At 72.9% G+C, this 15,519-nt stretch carries 17 protein-coding genes; 10 read left to right on the top strand and 7 right to left on the bottom strand.

The window, feature by feature from the left end; genetic code table 11:
- Window positions 1-72 precede the first annotated feature (72 nt).
- The 7 genes from pcaH to O7605_RS24855 all read left to right on the top strand — a co-directional run bounded on the left by pcaH (window position 73) and on the right by O7605_RS24855 (window position 6,383).
- The gene (gene pcaH, locus O7605_RS24825) at window positions 73-813 is read left to right on the top strand and encodes a protocatechuate 3,4-dioxygenase subunit beta (protein ID WP_332317148.1); all 741 of its coding nucleotides are present in this window, start codon (window positions 73-75) and stop codon (window positions 811-813) included.
- A complete protein-coding gene (pcaG, locus tag O7605_RS24830) occupies window positions 806-1,375 on the top strand; it encodes a protocatechuate 3,4-dioxygenase subunit alpha (RefSeq protein ID WP_269741391.1) in 570 nt (189 codons plus the stop codon). Before pcaH ends, pcaG begins: the two co-directional genes overlap by 8 nt.
- Entirely contained in the window at window positions 1,350-2,774 is a 1,425-nt protein-coding gene (pcaB, locus tag O7605_RS24835; RefSeq protein ID WP_269741392.1) for a 3-carboxy-cis,cis-muconate cycloisomerase, read from the top strand. Before pcaG ends, pcaB begins: the two co-directional genes overlap by 26 nt.
- Window positions 2,771-3,553, top strand: a complete 783-nt coding sequence (gene pcaD, locus O7605_RS24840; RefSeq protein WP_269741393.1) for a 3-oxoadipate enol-lactonase — start codon at window positions 2,771-2,773, stop codon at window positions 3,551-3,553. The genes pcaB and pcaD overlap by 4 nt, the downstream gene beginning before the upstream one ends.
- Window positions 3,550-3,930, top strand: coding sequence for a 4-carboxymuconolactone decarboxylase (gene pcaC, locus O7605_RS24845; RefSeq protein WP_269741394.1), 381 nt, complete (start codon window positions 3,550-3,552; stop codon window positions 3,928-3,930). The genes pcaD and pcaC overlap by 4 nt, the downstream gene beginning before the upstream one ends.
- The gene (locus O7605_RS24850) at window positions 3,927-4,715 is read left to right on the top strand and encodes an IclR family transcriptional regulator (protein WP_269741395.1); all 789 of its coding nucleotides are present in this window, start codon (window positions 3,927-3,929) and stop codon (window positions 4,713-4,715) included. Before pcaC ends, O7605_RS24850 begins: the two co-directional genes overlap by 4 nt.
- A 96-nt stretch (window positions 4,716-4,811) precedes the next feature.
- Complete coding sequence (locus tag O7605_RS24855) at window positions 4,812-6,383, top strand: Na+/H+ antiporter (RefSeq protein WP_269741396.1); 1,572 nt, start codon at window positions 4,812-4,814, stop codon at window positions 6,381-6,383.
- Between the two features lie 30 nt (window positions 6,384-6,413).
- Here the strand turns inward: O7605_RS24855 and O7605_RS24860 are convergent, their stop codons facing one another.
- The gene (locus O7605_RS24860) at window positions 6,414-7,661 is read right to left on the bottom strand and encodes a PucR family transcriptional regulator (protein WP_269741397.1); all 1,248 of its coding nucleotides are present in this window, start codon (window positions 7,659-7,661) and stop codon (window positions 6,414-6,416) included.
- Window positions 7,662-7,745: 84 nt separating this feature from the next.
- Between O7605_RS24860 and O7605_RS24865 the strand changes: the two genes are divergently transcribed.
- Together O7605_RS24865 and O7605_RS24870 are read left to right on the top strand one after the other, a co-directional pair.
- Window positions 7,746-8,834, top strand: a complete 1,089-nt coding sequence (locus O7605_RS24865; RefSeq protein WP_269741398.1) for a ferredoxin reductase — start codon at window positions 7,746-7,748, stop codon at window positions 8,832-8,834.
- 16 nt (window positions 8,835-8,850) lie between these two features.
- Complete coding sequence (locus O7605_RS24870) at window positions 8,851-10,008, top strand: fatty acid desaturase family protein (RefSeq protein ID WP_269741399.1); 1,158 nt, start codon at window positions 8,851-8,853, stop codon at window positions 10,006-10,008.
- 36 nt (window positions 10,009-10,044) lie between these two features.
- Here O7605_RS24870 and O7605_RS24875 read toward each other — a convergent pair whose 3' ends face one another.
- Window positions 10,045-10,215: a hypothetical protein gene (locus O7605_RS24875; RefSeq protein WP_269741400.1), complete on the bottom strand. Its 171-nt coding sequence runs from the start codon at window positions 10,213-10,215 to the stop codon at window positions 10,045-10,047.
- A 104-nt stretch (window positions 10,216-10,319) separates the two neighbouring features.
- Window positions 10,320-11,426 (bottom strand): L-dopachrome tautomerase-related protein, encoded by a 1,107-nt coding sequence (locus tag O7605_RS24880; RefSeq protein ID WP_269741401.1) that lies wholly within the window; start codon window positions 11,424-11,426, stop codon window positions 10,320-10,322.
- A gap of 212 nt (window positions 11,427-11,638) precedes the next feature.
- Here O7605_RS24880 and O7605_RS24885 point away from each other — a divergent pair, with 212 nt between their 5' ends.
- A complete protein-coding gene (locus O7605_RS24885; RefSeq protein ID WP_269741402.1) occupies window positions 11,639-12,208 on the top strand; it encodes an STAS domain-containing protein in 570 nt (189 codons plus the stop codon).
- A gap of 64 nt (window positions 12,209-12,272) precedes the next feature.
- Here O7605_RS24885 and O7605_RS24890 read toward each other — a convergent pair whose 3' ends face one another.
- The 4 genes from O7605_RS24890 to O7605_RS24905 all read right to left on the bottom strand — a co-directional run bounded on the left by O7605_RS24890 (window position 12,273) and on the right by O7605_RS24905 (window position 15,505).
- Window positions 12,273-12,572 (bottom strand): BON domain-containing protein, encoded by a 300-nt coding sequence (locus O7605_RS24890; RefSeq protein WP_099851331.1) that lies wholly within the window; start codon window positions 12,570-12,572, stop codon window positions 12,273-12,275.
- A 119-nt stretch (window positions 12,573-12,691) separates the two neighbouring features.
- Window positions 12,692-13,897, bottom strand: a complete 1,206-nt coding sequence (locus O7605_RS24895; RefSeq protein WP_269741403.1) for a sensor histidine kinase — start codon at window positions 13,895-13,897, stop codon at window positions 12,692-12,694.
- The gene (locus O7605_RS24900; protein ID WP_269741404.1) at window positions 13,894-14,589 is read right to left on the bottom strand and encodes a response regulator transcription factor; all 696 of its coding nucleotides are present in this window, start codon (window positions 14,587-14,589) and stop codon (window positions 13,894-13,896) included. Before O7605_RS24900 ends, O7605_RS24895 begins: the two co-directional genes overlap by 4 nt.
- A 7-nt stretch (window positions 14,590-14,596) precedes the next feature.
- The gene (locus O7605_RS24905; protein WP_269741405.1) at window positions 14,597-15,505 is read right to left on the bottom strand and encodes a S1C family serine protease; all 909 of its coding nucleotides are present in this window, start codon (window positions 15,503-15,505) and stop codon (window positions 14,597-14,599) included.
- Between the last annotated feature and the right edge of the window lie 14 nt (window positions 15,506-15,519).

Raw genomic sequence — 15,519 nt, forward strand, 5'->3', positions numbered from 1 at the left:
GATCATCCTCCGGCTTCCGCTCGGCTGCTGCGGGGCGCGGATACTCGGAACGACTGACGGGGAGGAGCGGCCGTGACCCAGGACGCCGAGCGGAAACTGATCCTGCCGAGCTACCGACGCGACGACGTCGACGCCCATCCGCCACTGCTGAGTCCCGGCTACCGGTCGACCGTGGCGCGGGCACCGCAGCAGCCGTTGACCTACCTGCCGCAGCGGCTCACCGAGGTCACCGGCCCGCTGCTCGGCGAGGGCCGCCTCGGCGAGCTGGACCACGACCTGACCCGCCAGCACGACGGTGAGCCGCTCGGGCAGCGGATCATCGTGCACGGCCGGGTCGTCGACGGCGACGGCCGCGCGATTCCGCACACTCTGGTCGAGGTCTGGCAGGCCAACGCCGCCGGTCGCTACCGGCACGCCGCCGACACCTGGCCGGCGCCGCTGGACCCGAACTTCACCGGCGTCGGGCGGGCCCTGACCGACGCCGACGGGCGGTACCACTTCGTCACCGTGCAGCCCGGCGCCTACCCGTGGCGCAACCACGACAACGCCTGGCGGCCCGCGCACATCCACTTCTCCCTGTTCGGCCGGGCGTTCACCCAGCGGCTGGTGACCCAGATGTACTTCCCGGGCGATCCGCTGTTCTCCCAGGACCCGATCTTCAACTCGGTCCGCGACGAGCGGGCCAGACAGCGGATGGTGGCCCGCTACGACCACGCCACGACCCGGCCCGAGTGGGCGCTGGCCTACGAGTTCGACATCGTGCTGCGGGGCCGGGAGGCCACCGTGTTCGAGGACGAGGACGACGATGAGTGAGTCGCTGGGCGTCACGCCCGCCCAGACCGTCGGGCCGTACCTGCACATCGGGCTGCGCTGGCCGGACGGGCCGTACGTGGTGCCGGAGGGCACGCCGGGGGCGTTCTGGCTGCGTGGCCGGATCGTCGACGGCACCGGCGCGGCCGTGGTCGACGCGATGGTGGAGAGCTGGCAGGCCGACCCCGACGGGCGTTTCGACCACCCCGACGATCCACGTGGCGCCCGGCCGTCGGCGGTCCCCGGATTCCGGGGTTTCGGCCGGTCCGAGACCGACACCGAGGGCCGGTACGCGTTGCACATCGTCAAGCCGGGGCCGCTGCCCACCTTCGACGGCGACACCGAGGCACCGCACCTGACCCTGTCGGTGTTCGGCCGAGGGCTGCTGCACCGCCTCGTCACCCGGGTCTACTTCTCCGGCGAGGCGGCCAACGCCACCGACCCGGTGCTGCGTACCGTCGACCCGCAGCGGCGTGACACGCTGCTGGCCCGGCCGGCCACGGACGGGTTCCAGTTCGACATCCGCCTTCAGGGAGAGCATGAGACCGTCTTCTTCGCCGTCTGAGGCACTGCTGCGCGGGCTTTCCGGCACCCCCGACGTCGACGCCGAACTCGGCGACCACGCCCTGCTGCGGGCGTTGCTTGACGCGGAGGCCGCCCTGGCCCGGGCCGGCGCCGACGTGGGGCTGCTGCCCGCCGAGGCCGCCGAGGAGATCGTCCGGCAGTGCCGTGCCGAGCGGTACGACCCGGCAGCTCTCGGTGCCGCGGCCGAGGCGGCCGGCAACCCCGTGGTCCCGCTGGTGCGGGAGCTGACCGCCGCGGTCGCCGAACCGGCCCGGCCGTGGGTGCATCACGGCGCCACCAGCCAGGACGTGCTCGACACCGCGCTGTCACTGGTGGCGGTCCGCGCCGCCGGTCCGCTGCTGCGGCACCTCGCCGACGCCGCCGACGCCGCCGCCGGGCTGGCCCGGACCCACCGCGACACCCTGATGGCCGCCCGCACGCTCGGTCAGCAGGCCGCACCGACCACCTTCGGGCTCAAGGCCGCCGGCTGGCTGGTCGGCCTGGTCGAGGCGCGGATCCGGCTGACCCGGGCGTGCGCCGACCTGCCCGCACAACTCGGCGGGGCGGTGGGCACCCTCGCCGGCTACGGCGCGGCCGGGCCGGTGATGGTCGACCGGTTCGCCGCACACCTGGGCCTGGCGGCGAGCCCGTTGCCCTGGCACACCCGCCGTCAGCCCCTGCTCGACCTGGCCGCGGCCCTCGGCGGGCTGCTCGCCACCACCGGCAAGATCGCCCTCGACGTGGGCCTGCTCGCGCAGACCGAGGTCGGCGAGGTGGCCGAGGGGGGCGCGGCGCGAGGCGGCTCCTCGGCGATGCCGCACAAGCGCAACCCGGTGGACTCGGTGCTGGTCACCGCCGTGGCCCGGCGCGGTCCCGGGCTCGTCGGCACACTGTTCGCCGCCGCCGGCCAGGAACACGAGCGGGCCACCGGCGGCTGGCACGCCGAGTGGGAGCCCCTGCTCGACCTGACGCACCTGGCGGGAGGGGCGACCGCCCGTACCGCCCGGATGCTCGCCCGCCTCGACGTACGTCCGCGGCGGATGCGCGCCAACCTGGACGCCAGCGGCGGTCTGCTGCTCGCCGAGGCGGTCGCCGCCCGGCTGGCACCGGCCCTCGGCCGTGCCGCCGCCCACGACCTGGTCCGCCGCGCCGCCGCCCGGCCCGACTTCCGGGCGGCGCTGCTGGCCGAGGCGGACCTGCGCGCCCACCTGTCGGAATCGGACGTCGACGCCGCCCTCGACCCGGCCGGCTGGCTCGGCAGCGCCGGGCACCTGATCGACCGTGCCCTCGACCTGCACCGCGACGCGACGCGCGGCCCGGCCGCGACCACCGGACCGGACCGTGAGGCGACGCGCGGCTCGGCCGCGACCACCGGGCCGAACCGTGAGGCGCAGCGGTGACCGGCGGGCTGCACGTCACCGTCGACGGTCCGCCGGACGCGCCGGTGCTGCTGCTCGGCAGCTCCCTGGGCACCACGGGCGCGATGTGGCAGCCGCAGGTGGCGGCGTTGACCGAGCGCTACCGGGTGGTCCGCTACGACCATCTCGGCCACGGCGGCTCCGCGGTGCCGGCCGGGCCGTACACGATCGACCTGCTCGGCCGGAAGGTGCTACGGCTGCTGGACGCCCTGGGCGTGGCCCGGGTCCACTACGCCGGGCTCTCCCTCGGCGGCATGGTCGGCATGTGGCTGGCCGCGCACGCCGGCGAGCGGATCGACCGCCTCGCCCTGCTGTGCACCTCCGCATCCCTCGGACCGGCCGACGGCTGGCGGTCCCGGGCCGCCACCGTCCGGGCCGGTCGGCTGGACAGCATCGCCGACGCGATCGTCGAACGCTGGTTCACTCCCGCCTTCGCCGCGGGTAACCCGGACACCGTCGCCGGGTACCGGAGCATGCTGGTGAGCACTCCCGCCGCCGGGTACGCCGGCTGTTGCGAGGCGATCGCCGCGATGGATCTGCGTCCGGACCTGGCCGCCGTGCGCGCCCCGACGCTGGTGATCGGGGCCGCCGACGATCCGGCGACCCCACCGGAGCAGGCCGCCACCATCGCCGAGCGGATCCCCTCGGCCCGCCTGGTGGTGCTCGACGGCGCGGCGCACCTGGCCAACGTCGAGCAACCCGAGGCCGTCGCCCGACTGCTCGCGGAACACCTCGATCCGGAAGGCGTGGTGCCCAGATGACCGACCAGCAGCGGTACGAGGCCGGCATGGCGGTACGCCGGCAGGTGCTCGGCGACGCGCACGTCGACCGGGCCGTCGCCGGCACCGACGAGTTCACCACCGACTTCCAGGACCTGATCACCCGCTACGCGTGGGGTGAGATCTGGACCCGGGAGGGGCTGGACCGGCGGACCCGCAGCTGTATCACCCTCGCCGTGCTGGCCACCCTGCACCACGACGAGGAACTGGCCATGCACGTACGTGCCGCCCTGCGTAACGGCCTGACCCCCGACGAGATCGGGGAGGTGCTGCTCCAGGTGGCCGTCTACGCCGGCGTACCGGCGGCGAACCGGGCGTTCAAGGTGGCCCAGGAGACGCTGCGGCAGGAGGGCCGGTGACCGACGAGGCGACGGCCCGACCCGGTGAGTTCGTCCAGTCGCTGGAACGCGGGCTCGCGGTGATCCGGGCCTTCGACGCCGAACACCCGCAGCTCACGCTCAGCGAGGTGGCCCGCACCACCGGGCTGACCCGGGCCGCGGCCCGACGCTTCCTGCTCACCCTCGTCGAACTCGGCTACGTACGCACCGACGGGCGGCTGTTCTCGCTGCGTCCGCGTGTCCTCGACCTCGGCTACGCCTACCTGTCCAGCCTGAGCCTGCCCGAGGTGGCGCAGCCGCACATGGAGGCGTTGGTGGCGCAGGTGCACGAGTCCTGCTCGGTGTCGGTGCTCGACGGCGACGAGGTCGTCTACGTCGCCCGGGTGCCCACCAAGCGGATCATGACGGTGGGGATCAGTGTCGGCACCCGGTTCCCCGCGTACGCGACGTCGATGGGTCGGGTGCTGCTCGCCGCGCAGCCGGCCGGATGGCTGGACGACTATCTCGCCACGGCGCAGCTACGCCCGCTGACCCGGCGCACCGTGACCGACCCGGCCAAGCTGCGCGGCCTCCTGACGAAGATCGCCAGCCAGGGGTACGCCCTAGTCGACCAGGAGTTGGAGGAGGGGTTGCGGTCACTGGCCGCGCCGATCCACGGCGACAGCGGTTCGGTGGTGGCCGCGGTGAACGTCTCCGCCCACGCCAGCCGCGGCTCGTTCGAGGTGATCCGCAAGGAACTGCTGCCGCCGTTGCTGACCACCGCCAGGCGCATCGAGGAGGACCTGCGCGCCGGTCCCGGTCGCTGAGCCCGGTCGCGGGCCGGGCGTCCGGCGCTGCGGCGAATCGGCCCGGGGCGGCTGGTCGGCGTACCACCATGTGGGGGGCGACGAACGGGGGGCGGGGTGCGCGAGCTGCTGCTGGTCATCACGCTGGGCGTCGTCGTGCTGGTCGGCACCACCATCGGTGGCCGCTACCGGGTCGCCCCGCCGGTGCTGCTCATCTGCCTGGGTGCCCTGGTGGCGCTGCTGCCCCCGTTCTCGCACGTCGTCCTCGCGCCCGAGGTGGTCCTGCTGCTGTTCCTGCCGGCGATCCTCTACCGCGAGAGCCTGGTCGTCAGCCTGCGGGAGATCAGGGCGAACATCGTGGTCATCGCGTTGCTGGCGATCGGCCTGGTCGGGGTCACGATGGTCGCGGTGTCGCTGGTCCTGCAACGCTTCGGTGTCGACCCGGCGGTGGCCTGGGTGCTCGGCGCGGTGCTCGCCCCGACCGACGCCGCGGCCGTGGCCGGGCTGGCCAAACGGATGCCCCGCCGGCTGCTGACCACCCTGCGCGCGGAGAGCCTGGTCAACGACGGCACCGCCCTGGTGCTGTTCGCCATCGCGCTCGGTCTGCTGGGTGGAGGCGCCGCACCGAGCGCCTTCGAGCTGGTCGAGCGGATCGGCCTGTCCTTCCTCGGTGGCATCGCCTCCGGCATGGTGGTCGGCACGGTGGTGATCCTGATCCGCAAGCGCATCGACGACCCGCTGCGGGAGGGTGCCCTCAGTGTGCTCACCCCGTTCACCGCCTACTTCCTCGCCGACAGCATCCACGAAAGCGGGGTGCTCGCGGTGGTGGTGGCCGGTCTGATGTTGTCCTACGCCAACCCCCGGGTGATCCGGGCGCGGTCCCGGATCCTCGCGGTGTCGTTCTGGGACCTGACCACCTTCCTCATCAACGGGGCACTCTTCGTGCTGGTCGGCATGCAGATCCCCCGGGCGGTGCAGAACGTCACGAGCGTCACGCTGGCCCGGGCCGTGGTGATCGCGCTCGTGCTGGCCGGGGTGCTGGTGCTGGTCCGGATGCTCTGGCTGCATCTGATCGCCGCCGTGGCCCGGCTGGACCGGCGCGAGTCACAGCTCGCCCGCCAGGTCAACTGGCGGGTGCGTACGGTCGCCGGCTGGGCCGGTTTCCGGGGAGCGGTCTCCCTGGCGGCGGCGCTCGCCGTGCCGTTGACCGCCCGGGACGGTAGCCCGGTACCGGAACGCGATCTGATCATCTTCGCCGTCGCCACGGTGATCCTGGTGACCATGCTCGTGCAGGGCACCACCCTGCCGCTCCTGATGAACTGGGCCGGGTTGCGCGGCGACCCGGAGCGGGTCGCGGAGTCCCAGCGGGCGCAGGTGGCCGCCACCCAGGCCACCCTCGACGCGCTGCCCGACCTCGGCGACCGGGTGGGTGCCGAGGCCGAGATCGTGCGACGGCTCCGGGCCGAGTACGAGGCCCATCTGAGCGCGGCGCGGTCCGAGCCGGAGGACGAATCGGTGGCCGCCCGGGAGGTCGAGCGCCAACTGCGGCTGGCCGCCCTCGAACACAAGCGGCGCGAGATCACCGGGATGCGCGACCGACGGGAGATCGACGACACCGTGTTGCAGGAGTTGCAGGCCCGCCTCGACGTGGAGGAGATCCGCCTGCTCGGCCCGACGCCGTTCGAGTGACGACCGGTCACGGCTCGACACCGACGCCGCTCACCCCGTGGCCGCACCGCCGGCGGGCAGCGCGAGCGCGACCGTGAGGTCGAGCAGACTACGCGGATCGGTGAGCCGGTCTCCGTAGAGCTGGCGCAGCTGACCCATCCGGTAGCGCACGGTCTGCGGGTGGACGAAGAGATCGGCGGCGACGTCGTCGCGCCGCCCCTGGTGCAGCAGCCAGGACCGCAGCGTCTCGGTGAGTCGTTCGGCGGTGGCGGCGGGCAGCGCGGCGAGGGGTTGCAGAACCCGGGTGCGCAGGTCGGCGAGCGCCTCGACGTCTGCGCTGAGCAGCAGTTCGGCCAGATGCGCCTCGGTGTCCAGGGGCTCGCCGTCGGTGGGCTGGGCGATACCGAGGGCGACCACCCGGACCACCCGCCGGTACGAGGAACTGACCCGGGTCCAGGGACGGCACGGCCCCAGCACCGCGCGGCGGCCGTGCAACACCCGGGCGAGCTGCCGCCGCCGGTCGCCGTGCATGTCCGGTACGAGCAGCACCGCGGTCTCCTCGCCGGGCTCCCCGGCCGGCAGTTCCTCGCTGCTCTCCAGGGTGTGTTCGGCCAGCAGGGCGAGCGCCCCGCGCAGCTTCGCCTGCGGCAGCAGCGCCACGGTGAGGGTCTGCGGCACCGGCCAGTCGGCCCGCTCGGCGCTGCGCAGCAGCACGTCCTCGGCCTCACCGGCGAGCAACTGCTGGGTGAGCCGTTCCAGGTTCCGCCGCCGGGCCCGGCCGACACTGGCCAACTCGTCGGCGTGCCCGGCGACACTCGCGGCGGACAACTCGTCGATGTAGGCGAACATCAGCTCGGCGAACTCGGCGACCGTGGCGGCGGGCAGCCCGGTGGCCACGGTGGCCGCGGCCAGCTCCCGCCAGGAGACCCGGGCACCCACCCGGTACGCGGCCAGCAGCGCGTCCACGCTGCGGCCCGACCGGGCCTCGCCGCTGCCCAGGGCGTACGCGGCCTCCAGCGCCGGGACCAGCGGGGTGCTCGGGTCGTTGACCTGGGTACGGTCGGCGGTCTGGGACTGTTCGAGCAGTTGCAGGAAGGTGCCCAGCGCGATCTGCACCGCGTTCTCTATCTTGTCCCGCATCTGGCCGGTCAGCGTGCCGGAGTAGCTGGGCACCTCGCCGGTGATCGCGGTGACGGTCTGCCCGGCCACCAACGGCAGCCGGTCGCGCAGTTCGCGGGCCACTCGCTGGTCCAGTTCGATGCGGGCCGCCCGATTTGTCGTTCCGGTTGGTTCCGCCACTGTTGTTCGCTCCGCACAAAAGGGGTGGATCGCTTTACCTTCGCAGACCAAGAGTTTATGCCAGCGGGCGGCGACCATCGTCGTATGACCGCCACCGTCCCGCCACCGGACACGAGATCTTTTCGGCGCCGCCTGTGGCGGCTCGCCGAGACGGTGACCACGCCGGTGCTGCCCAGCGACTACCTCGACCTGGTCGCACCGCTACGCGCCGGCGCCGAGCTGCGCGGCCGGATCGTCGCCGTGCACCCGGAAACCCCGGACGCGGCGACCCTGGTGATCCAGCCCGGCCGCAGCTGGCGCGGGCACGTCCCCGGCCAGTACGTCCGGCTCGGTGTCGACGTCGACGGGGTGCGCCAGTGGCGCGCCTACTCGGTCACCTCGGCTCCCGGCCGGCGCGCCGACCCCATCTCGGTTACGGTGAAGGCGATCCCCGACGGCGTGGTCAGCAACCATCTGGTCCGCCGGCTGCGACCGGGCACGATCGTGCAGCTCGACCAGGCGCGCGGCGACTTCGTGCTGCCGGAGCGGGCGCCGTCGCGGGTGCTGTTCCTCACCGCGGGCAGCGGCATCACCCCGGTCGCGGGGATGCTGCGCTCGGGGGCCCTGGCCGGCAGCGACGTGGTGCTCGTGCACTCGGCGCCCACCGCCGCGGACGTGGTCTTCGGCGCGGAGCTGCGCGGCCTCGCCGAGCGCGGTGTGATCCGGCTGGTCGAGCGGCACACCGAGGTCGAGGGACTGCTCGACGTGGCCGAACTCGACACCCTGGTCCCGGACCACCTGGAGCGCCAGACCTGGGCGTGCGGCCCGCTCGGGCTGCTCGACGCGGCGGAGGAGCACTGGTCGGCCCGCGGCCACGCCGCGCGGCTGCACACCGAGCGGTTCCGCCCCACGGTGATCACCGCCGGTGACGGCGGCACCGTCACCTTCACCCGCTCGTCGGTGACCGTGACGGCCGCCGGCGCCACCCCGCTGCTGGATGCCGGCGAGAACGCCGGGGTGCTGATGCCGTCGGGCTGCCGGATGGGCATCTGCTTCGGCTGCGTGCTGCCGCTGCGCCAGGGCGCGGTCCGCGACCTGCGCAACGGCCAGCTCACCACCGCCCTGCCGGGCGACGGCGTACGCGTGCAGACCTGCGTGTCTGCCGCCGCCGGCCCGTGCGAACTCGAGATCTGATCGGAGACCGACCGACGTGACCGTGATCCAGAAGAAGGCCGTAAACCCGATCGCCCACCTCAGCGCCGAGGACATCGAGACCCTCGGCAAGGAACTCGACGCCATCCGGGAGCGGGTCATCGCCTCCCGGGGCGAGCGGGACGCCGCGTACATCCGCAAGGTCATCTCGACCCAGCGAAAGCTGGAGATCGGCAGCCGGGTGGTGCTGCTGTTCTCCCTGTTCCCACCGGCCTGGATCGTGGGCACCGCCGGGCTGTCGGTGGCGAAGATCCTGGAGAACATGGAGATCGGGCACAACGTCCTGCACGGTCAGTGGGACTGGATGCGCGATCCGAAGATCCACTCGACCAGCTGGGAATGGGACCACGTCGCCCCGGCCGACCAGTGGAAGCAGTCGCACAACGAGCTGCACCACCGGTTCACCAACGTGGTCGGCAAGGACAACGACCTCGGCTACGGCATCATGCGGGTCGACGAGGACCAGCCCTGGCACCCGGCCCACCTGGGGCAGCCGCTCTACAACTTCCTCAACGCCTGCTTCTTCGAGTACGGCATCGCCGCGTACGACCTCGACCTGGGCAACAAGCTGAAGAACGGCGGACACAAGGATCCCGAGTTCCGGCGCCGGGTCCGCGCGGTCGGCCGGAAGATCCGCCGCCAGTTCCTCAAGGACTACCTGCTGTTCCCCCTGCTGTCCGGCCCGTCGTTCCTGCACACCCTGGCCGCCAACTTCACCGCGAACCTGGTCCGCAACCTGTGGAGCCACTCGGTCATCATGTGCGGGCACTTCCCGGAGGGGGTGGAGACCTTCGAGAAGACCTCGATCGAGGGGGAGACCCGGGGGGAGTGGTACGTGCGGCAGATGCTCGGCTCGGCCAACATCAGCGGCAGCCGGCTGATGCACATCATGACCGGCAACCTGTCGTTCCAGATCGAACACCACCTCTTCCCCGACCTGCCGAGCAACCGCTACCAGGAGATCGCGCCGGAAGTGCGGGCGTTGTTCGACAGGTACGGGCTGAAGTACACCACCGGCTCGCTGCCCCGGCAGGTCTTCTCCGCGTGGCGGAAGGTCTTCCGGCTCGCCCTGCCGAACCGCCGTCAGCCGGTGCCGCCGGTCACTCCGCTCGACGACTCCGCCGAGCACCCCACCCCGGCGCTCGTCGCCGCCTGACCACCCGGCAGCCCCCGCTGCCGCCGGACCTGTGTCCTACTGCTCGCCGTCGATCACGTCGGTCTCGCCGTCGTGGGAGTACGTCACCGGCAGGTGCTCGTCCGGCAGCGGGGCCTGGGCCGGATTGTGATGCGGGTCGCCGTCCGGGGAGAACAGCACCGGGTCGGTCTTCGCGCTCTTCTCGCGCTCTTCCTCCGGCTCGGTCACGACCGGCTCCTCACCTCGGGGTCACTGCCCTCCGACGCTACGTGCGGCGGGACGCACCCCGCCCCGACCGGGCGGCACTTCCACCCGATCGGGGCTGGTCGGCGTCACGGCCGTAGCAGCACGGGGCCCGCGTCGATCCGGGTCCGGAACAGCGCGTACGGCTTGCGTCGCAGGTCCCGGCCGCGGTTGAACGGCGGCTGCCGGTGCACCTGGTTGGCGATCATGTAGAGGTGCCGACTGGTGGCCACGCTGAGCGTGTCGGGCCAGAGCAGCCGGGCGTCGTGCACCACGGTCTCGTACTCACCGTCGGGGCGGCGCCGCAGCACCGCGTTGTGCTCGTAGTTGGTCAGGTAGAGCCGGCCGGCGTCGTCGGACTCCAGGCCGTCGGCGCCGCCGCCCTTGTCGCCCTCGTCGACCACCGTCGCGGCGACCTCCGCGTCACCCAGCGCACGATCGGCCAGCGCGTCGGTGGCGACGCTGTACCAGCGGCGGGTGGCGAGGGCGCAGTAGTACAGCCGGGCGCCGTCGGCGGAGATGGCGATGCCGTCGGCGCCGACGCCCACCGGCTGCGGGGGAGCGTCCGGGGGGCGGACCAGGAACGGTCGTCCCTCGACCACCGGCCGGAAGTCCGCCAGCGGCGCCGCCTTGGTGGACGGGTGGTCGTTCAGGCGCCGCCACGACGACCCGCTGGCCAGGTCGACCACGATGATGGCGTTCGGGGCACCATCGGCGGAGTCGGTGACGTACGCGATGCCGGCCTCCCCGCGACGCAGGTCGAAGCGCACGTCGTTGAGGTACGAGGTGGGCAGCACCACGTCGGGCGGGAAGGTGATCACCTGGGCGACGGTGTCGGTTCTCAGGTCCACCCGGACCAGTTTCGGCCCGCCGGGGGAGGTCGGCTGGAACATCGGGCTACCCGTGTCGAGCACCCAGAGCCGGTCGATCGGGTCGACCACCACACTCTGCACCGACACGAACGCCGACGGGTCGTCGTCGCCGGACGGTGTGTTCCACCGCAGGTCGGGGAAGGGGACCTCGCGGCCGCGCCGCAGCTCCACCACGGTCGCCGGCACCTCGTCACCCCACCGGGGGAAGTTGACGAAGATCCGACCACGGTGCGAGACGGTCACCCCGGTGGGCATCGCGCCCCAGAACCGGTGTACCACGTCCAGCGTGCCGACCGGTTCGTCGGTGGGTAGTGCCTTTCGCATCCTTCGACCTCCCGTCGCACACAGGGATCAACTGATCTCTCTACGTCTATCGTCTCAAAGCGGACGACGTACGCGACAGCGTCGTCGCCCATCCGACCCGCAAGCAGCGGGAAGGCCATTCGTCACCCAACCGTCACGTGTCCGCGCGGTCCCCGCCACCTGACCCCGGCAGGGTGGGACCCCGACCCCTCCGAGCTGGGAAGGAGCAAGCCATGGCCGTCGTACTGGATGACCATCTGGTCACCCTGACCTGTGACAACTGCGGTGACACGGTCGCCGGGCCGCGGATGGCCTCCGACGCGGAGGTGGTCTGGCCGTTGGTGTCCGAGCACGGCTGGAGCGGATCCCCGTTGGCCCACGGACCGCACCGCTGCGCACACTGCACCCAGCTCGGTCCCGCCGCCGCCGGTGTGCCCGGCGGCATCCTCGGCATCGAGCACCTCGGAGCCGTCACCGTGGTGACCGTCGCCGGCGACGTCGACGTCGACACCGGTGACACCCTGGGCATCGCGTTGCGGCACGCCGCCGACATGGGCGGGCATGTCCTGGTGGACCTCGGCGGGACCGACCTGCTCGACTCCACCGCCCTCGGGCTGCTCGTCCGCGCACACCGGCACGCCGCCGAGCGCGGCGCACTGCTCTGCGTGGCGTCGAGGTCACCGCTGATCCGTCAGGTACTCCGGGTCACCCGGCTGGACGAGGTGTTCCCGGTCGCGGACACCCGCGCCGACGCGCTCGCCCGGCTCCAGAGCCGCGCGGCGGCCGTCGACGCCTCGGAGTAGGCGACGTTCGTCGGGTTCGGCTCGTCCACGGTGCCGGTGCCGGGCGCCGTGGACGAGCCGAAGCTCAGCGGCGTCCGCGCCGGTGACCGGCCAGCCGTAACGCGTTGCAGACGTCCGTCACACCCTCGACGTCCCACGCCAACTCGCCGGCCGCCCGTCGGGTCTCGGCGCTGGCGACCAGGCCGGTGAGGATCACGACCCGGTTCTGCACCATCACCGTGATCTGCTGCCGCCGGGTCGACCAGTCGGCGCTGAGCCGCTGGGCGACCAGGGCGGCGAGGCGGACATCCTCGTCGTGGTGCTGCGGCTCGTCCCACAGCGCGCGGAAGGAGTGATCGTCGGGCATCGGCCAGGGCCACGGCATCACCACAGCGGTCTCCTTCGTCGTTGATGCCGGCGACCCGACGCGCCGTCCCGATCGACCACCACCTTGCGCAACGACCTTGGAGTCGACCGCACGGTTGGATGACAGTTGGATGACAGTCACAGTGGCGTGCTGGCCGGCGGCCGGGTGTCTCCGGTCCGATCGGCGGCCGGCAGCCACAACACGAAGGTGCTGCCCGTACCCGTCCGGGAGAAGACCGCGACCTGGCCGCCGTGCGACTCGACGATCTGCCGGACGATGGCCAACCCCAACCCGGTCCGCCGGTCACCTGAGCCGCCTCGGCCGGCCTCGCCCCGCCAGAACCGGTCGAAGACCCGCGCCTGATCGGCCTCGGCGATGCCTGGTCCCTCGTCGGCGACGGCCAACCACAACCAGTCGCCCACCCGGCCGGTGGCCACCGTGACCGCCCCGCCGAGCGGGGACAGGCGCACCGCGTTGGACAGCAGGTTGCCGGCGGCCCGACGCAGCGTGTCGGGGTCGCCGATGAGGGTGAGCCCCGCCTCGAGCGCGTACCGCAGGCGCAGGCCACGGCCGGTGGCCAGGGCGGCGAAGTCCTCGCCCGCCTCGCGGGCCACCGCGCTGAGATCCACGTCCGTGTCGGACATCGAGTCGGCGTCCCGACGGGCCGTGGCCAGCAGATCCTCGACCAGCCGGGACATCCGGGTGGTCGCCCGGTCGATCGTCGCCACCGCACCGGCCCGCTCCTGCTCGCCGGCCTCGGCAGTGGTCAGCGACGCGTCGAGACTGGCCCGGATGATCGCCAACGGGCTGCGCAACTCGTGCGATGCGTCGTCGATGAGCTGGCGCTGGGCCTGGAAGGCGTGTTCCAGCCGGTCGAGCATCGAGTCGATGGTGTCACCGAGGTCGCGCAGTTCGTCGCGGGGGCCGGTCAGGCGGATCCGGCGGGACAGGTCGGTGGCCTGGATCTCCCGGGCGGTGCGGGCGATCGCGCCGACCGGACGCAACGCCCGGCCGGAGAGCACCCACCCGATGCCGAGGCTGGCCACGAAGAGCCCGCCGAGGGCGATCAACGAGTAGTCCCGGACCGTCTGCAGCAGCCGCAGGTTCACCTCGTCCTCGATCTGCTGGACCTCGGCCACCTCCAGCGTGGTGCCGGTGGGCACCGTACGCCCGTCGCTCTTGCGCTTGACCAACTGCGCCTCGTACCGCTTGGTGATCGGCTTCGGGTCGACCGCCCGGTCCACCGCCACGTACGCCACCGCCAGACCGGCGCCGGCGAGCGCGAACAGCAGCGTCGAGTAGAGCACCGTCAGCCGGAACCGGATCGACCGGAAGACAGTCATGCCAGCACCTCCCGCAGCCGGTAGCCGCGCCCGACGACCGTCTCGATCGCCGGTTCGTCGCCGCCGCCGGTGAGTTTGCGCCGCAACGTACCCACGGTGACCCGGACGGTCTCGGTGAACGGATCGGCGTTGGCGTCCCAGACGTGCTCCAGCAGCTCCTCGGCCGGCACCACCCGCCCCGGGCGGGTCATCAGGTACTCCAGGACACCGAACTCCTTGCGGGTCAGGTGCAGCTGCCGGGCCCCCCGCCGGGCCTCCTGCCGGGCCACGTCCAGGGTCAACGCGCCCACGGTCAGCACCACCCCGGTGCCGCCGGTGTCCCGACGCAGCAGCGCCCGTACCCGGGCCAGCAACTCGGCCAGCGCGAACGGCTTCACCAGATAGTCGTCGGCGCCCTCGTCCAGGCCGCGGACGCGGTCACCCAGACCACCCCGGGCGGTGAGCATCAGCACCCGGAGGTCCCGCCCACCGGCCACCTCGACCGCTCCGGACCGGATCGCCCGGCACACCGCGAACCCGTCGCCGTCGGGCAGGTTGACATCGAGCAGCATCAGGTCGTACGCGTTGACCAGCAGCAGGTCGTACGCCTGCGCCGCGTCGGCGGCGAGATCGACGGCGTAGCCGGCGCGAGCCAGCCCGACCCGCAACGCGCCGGCCAGATCCTCTTCGTCCTCCACCACGAGCAGCCGCATCTGTCAGTTATCCCCTCGCGATCAGCCCCCGCGCCACCTGGGCCGCCCGTTCGACCGGGATGACGAAGCCGATCCCGATGTTGCCGCTGCCCTCAAGCGTGGCGATGGCGGTGTTCACGCCCACCACCTCGCCCCGGCCGTTGACGAGGGGGCCACCCGAGTTGCCCGGGTTGATGGACGCGTCCGTCTGCACCGCCGGTTGCCGCGCCCCACCGCCGAGACGGACCGGCCGGTCCAGCGCGCTGACGATCCCGGCCGTCACCGTGCCGGAGAGCCCGAGCGGCGAACCGACGGCGAGCACCTGCTCACCGACCCGGGTCTGCCCGGCCGAAGCCAGCGGCAGCGGGCGCAGACCGTTACCCGGATCGACGCGTAGCACGGCGATGTCGGTACCCGGGTCCCGGCCGACCAACCGCGCGGAGAGCCGCCGGCCGTCCCGGCCGATCACCTGGATGCTGCCGCCGCCGGCGACCACGTGGTTGTTGGTGACCACGTGGCCCCGATCGTCGATCAGGAACCCCGATCCGGAGGCACCCCGACCACCGCCGGCCACCCGCACCGACACCACTCCGGCCAGCACCTGGTCGGCGGCGGTGACCAGGTCGACCGCCGTATCACCGGCCGGGCCGGCCGGCGGGGCGGCGGTCGGCGCGCCGCCGGCGGTGAGGTGCCCGGCGACGCCGCCGGCACCCGCGGACACCGCCACCACGGTGAGCCCGGCCAGCAACAGCCGGGGCCAGCGGGCCGCTGCGGCGGCCGGTGCGCCGCTCCGGTCCGCCGGGTCGTCGGGCCCCGCCGGCGTGACCGGAAGTGCCGCGACCGAAGTGGACCCGGGCGGCTGCTCGTCCGTCGACAGGTCCGGCGAGACGAACCGTGGGCCGCGCGGCTCACCCAGTCCCGCGATCGTGCTGTGCATGCGATGTCCCCTCC

It is taken from the genome of Verrucosispora sp. WMMA2121 (assembly GCF_027460185.1).
Taxonomy (GTDB): domain Bacteria; phylum Actinomycetota; class Actinomycetes; order Mycobacteriales; family Micromonosporaceae; genus Micromonospora; species Micromonospora palythoicola.

Coding starts and splice junctions, on each gene's coding strand:
- O7605_RS24905 (WP_269741405.1), bottom strand. CDS start 15,505: ATGCACAGCACGATCGCGGGACTGGGTGAGCCGCGCGGCCCACGGTTC.
- O7605_RS24865 (WP_269741398.1), top strand. CDS start 7,746: ATGACCGCCACCGTCCCGCCACCGGACACGAGATCTTTTCGGCGCCGC.
- O7605_RS24890 (WP_099851331.1), bottom strand. CDS start 12,572: ATGCCGTGGCCCTGGCCGATGCCCGACGATCACTCCTTCCGCGCGCTG.
- pcaG (WP_269741391.1), top strand. CDS start 806: ATGAGTGAGTCGCTGGGCGTCACGCCCGCCCAGACCGTCGGGCCGTAC.
- O7605_RS24895 (WP_269741403.1), bottom strand. CDS start 13,897: ATGACTGTCTTCCGGTCGATCCGGTTCCGGCTGACGGTGCTCTACTCG.
- O7605_RS24900 (WP_269741404.1), bottom strand. CDS start 14,589: ATGCGGCTGCTCGTGGTGGAGGACGAAGAGGATCTGGCCGGCGCGTTG.
- pcaC (WP_269741394.1), top strand. CDS start 3,550: ATGACCGACCAGCAGCGGTACGAGGCCGGCATGGCGGTACGCCGGCAG.
- O7605_RS24885 (WP_269741402.1), top strand. CDS start 11,639: ATGGCCGTCGTACTGGATGACCATCTGGTCACCCTGACCTGTGACAAC.
- O7605_RS24880 (WP_269741401.1), bottom strand. CDS start 11,426: ATGCGAAAGGCACTACCCACCGACGAACCGGTCGGCACGCTGGACGTG.
- pcaB (WP_269741392.1), top strand. CDS start 1,350: ATGAGACCGTCTTCTTCGCCGTCTGAGGCACTGCTGCGCGGGCTTTCC.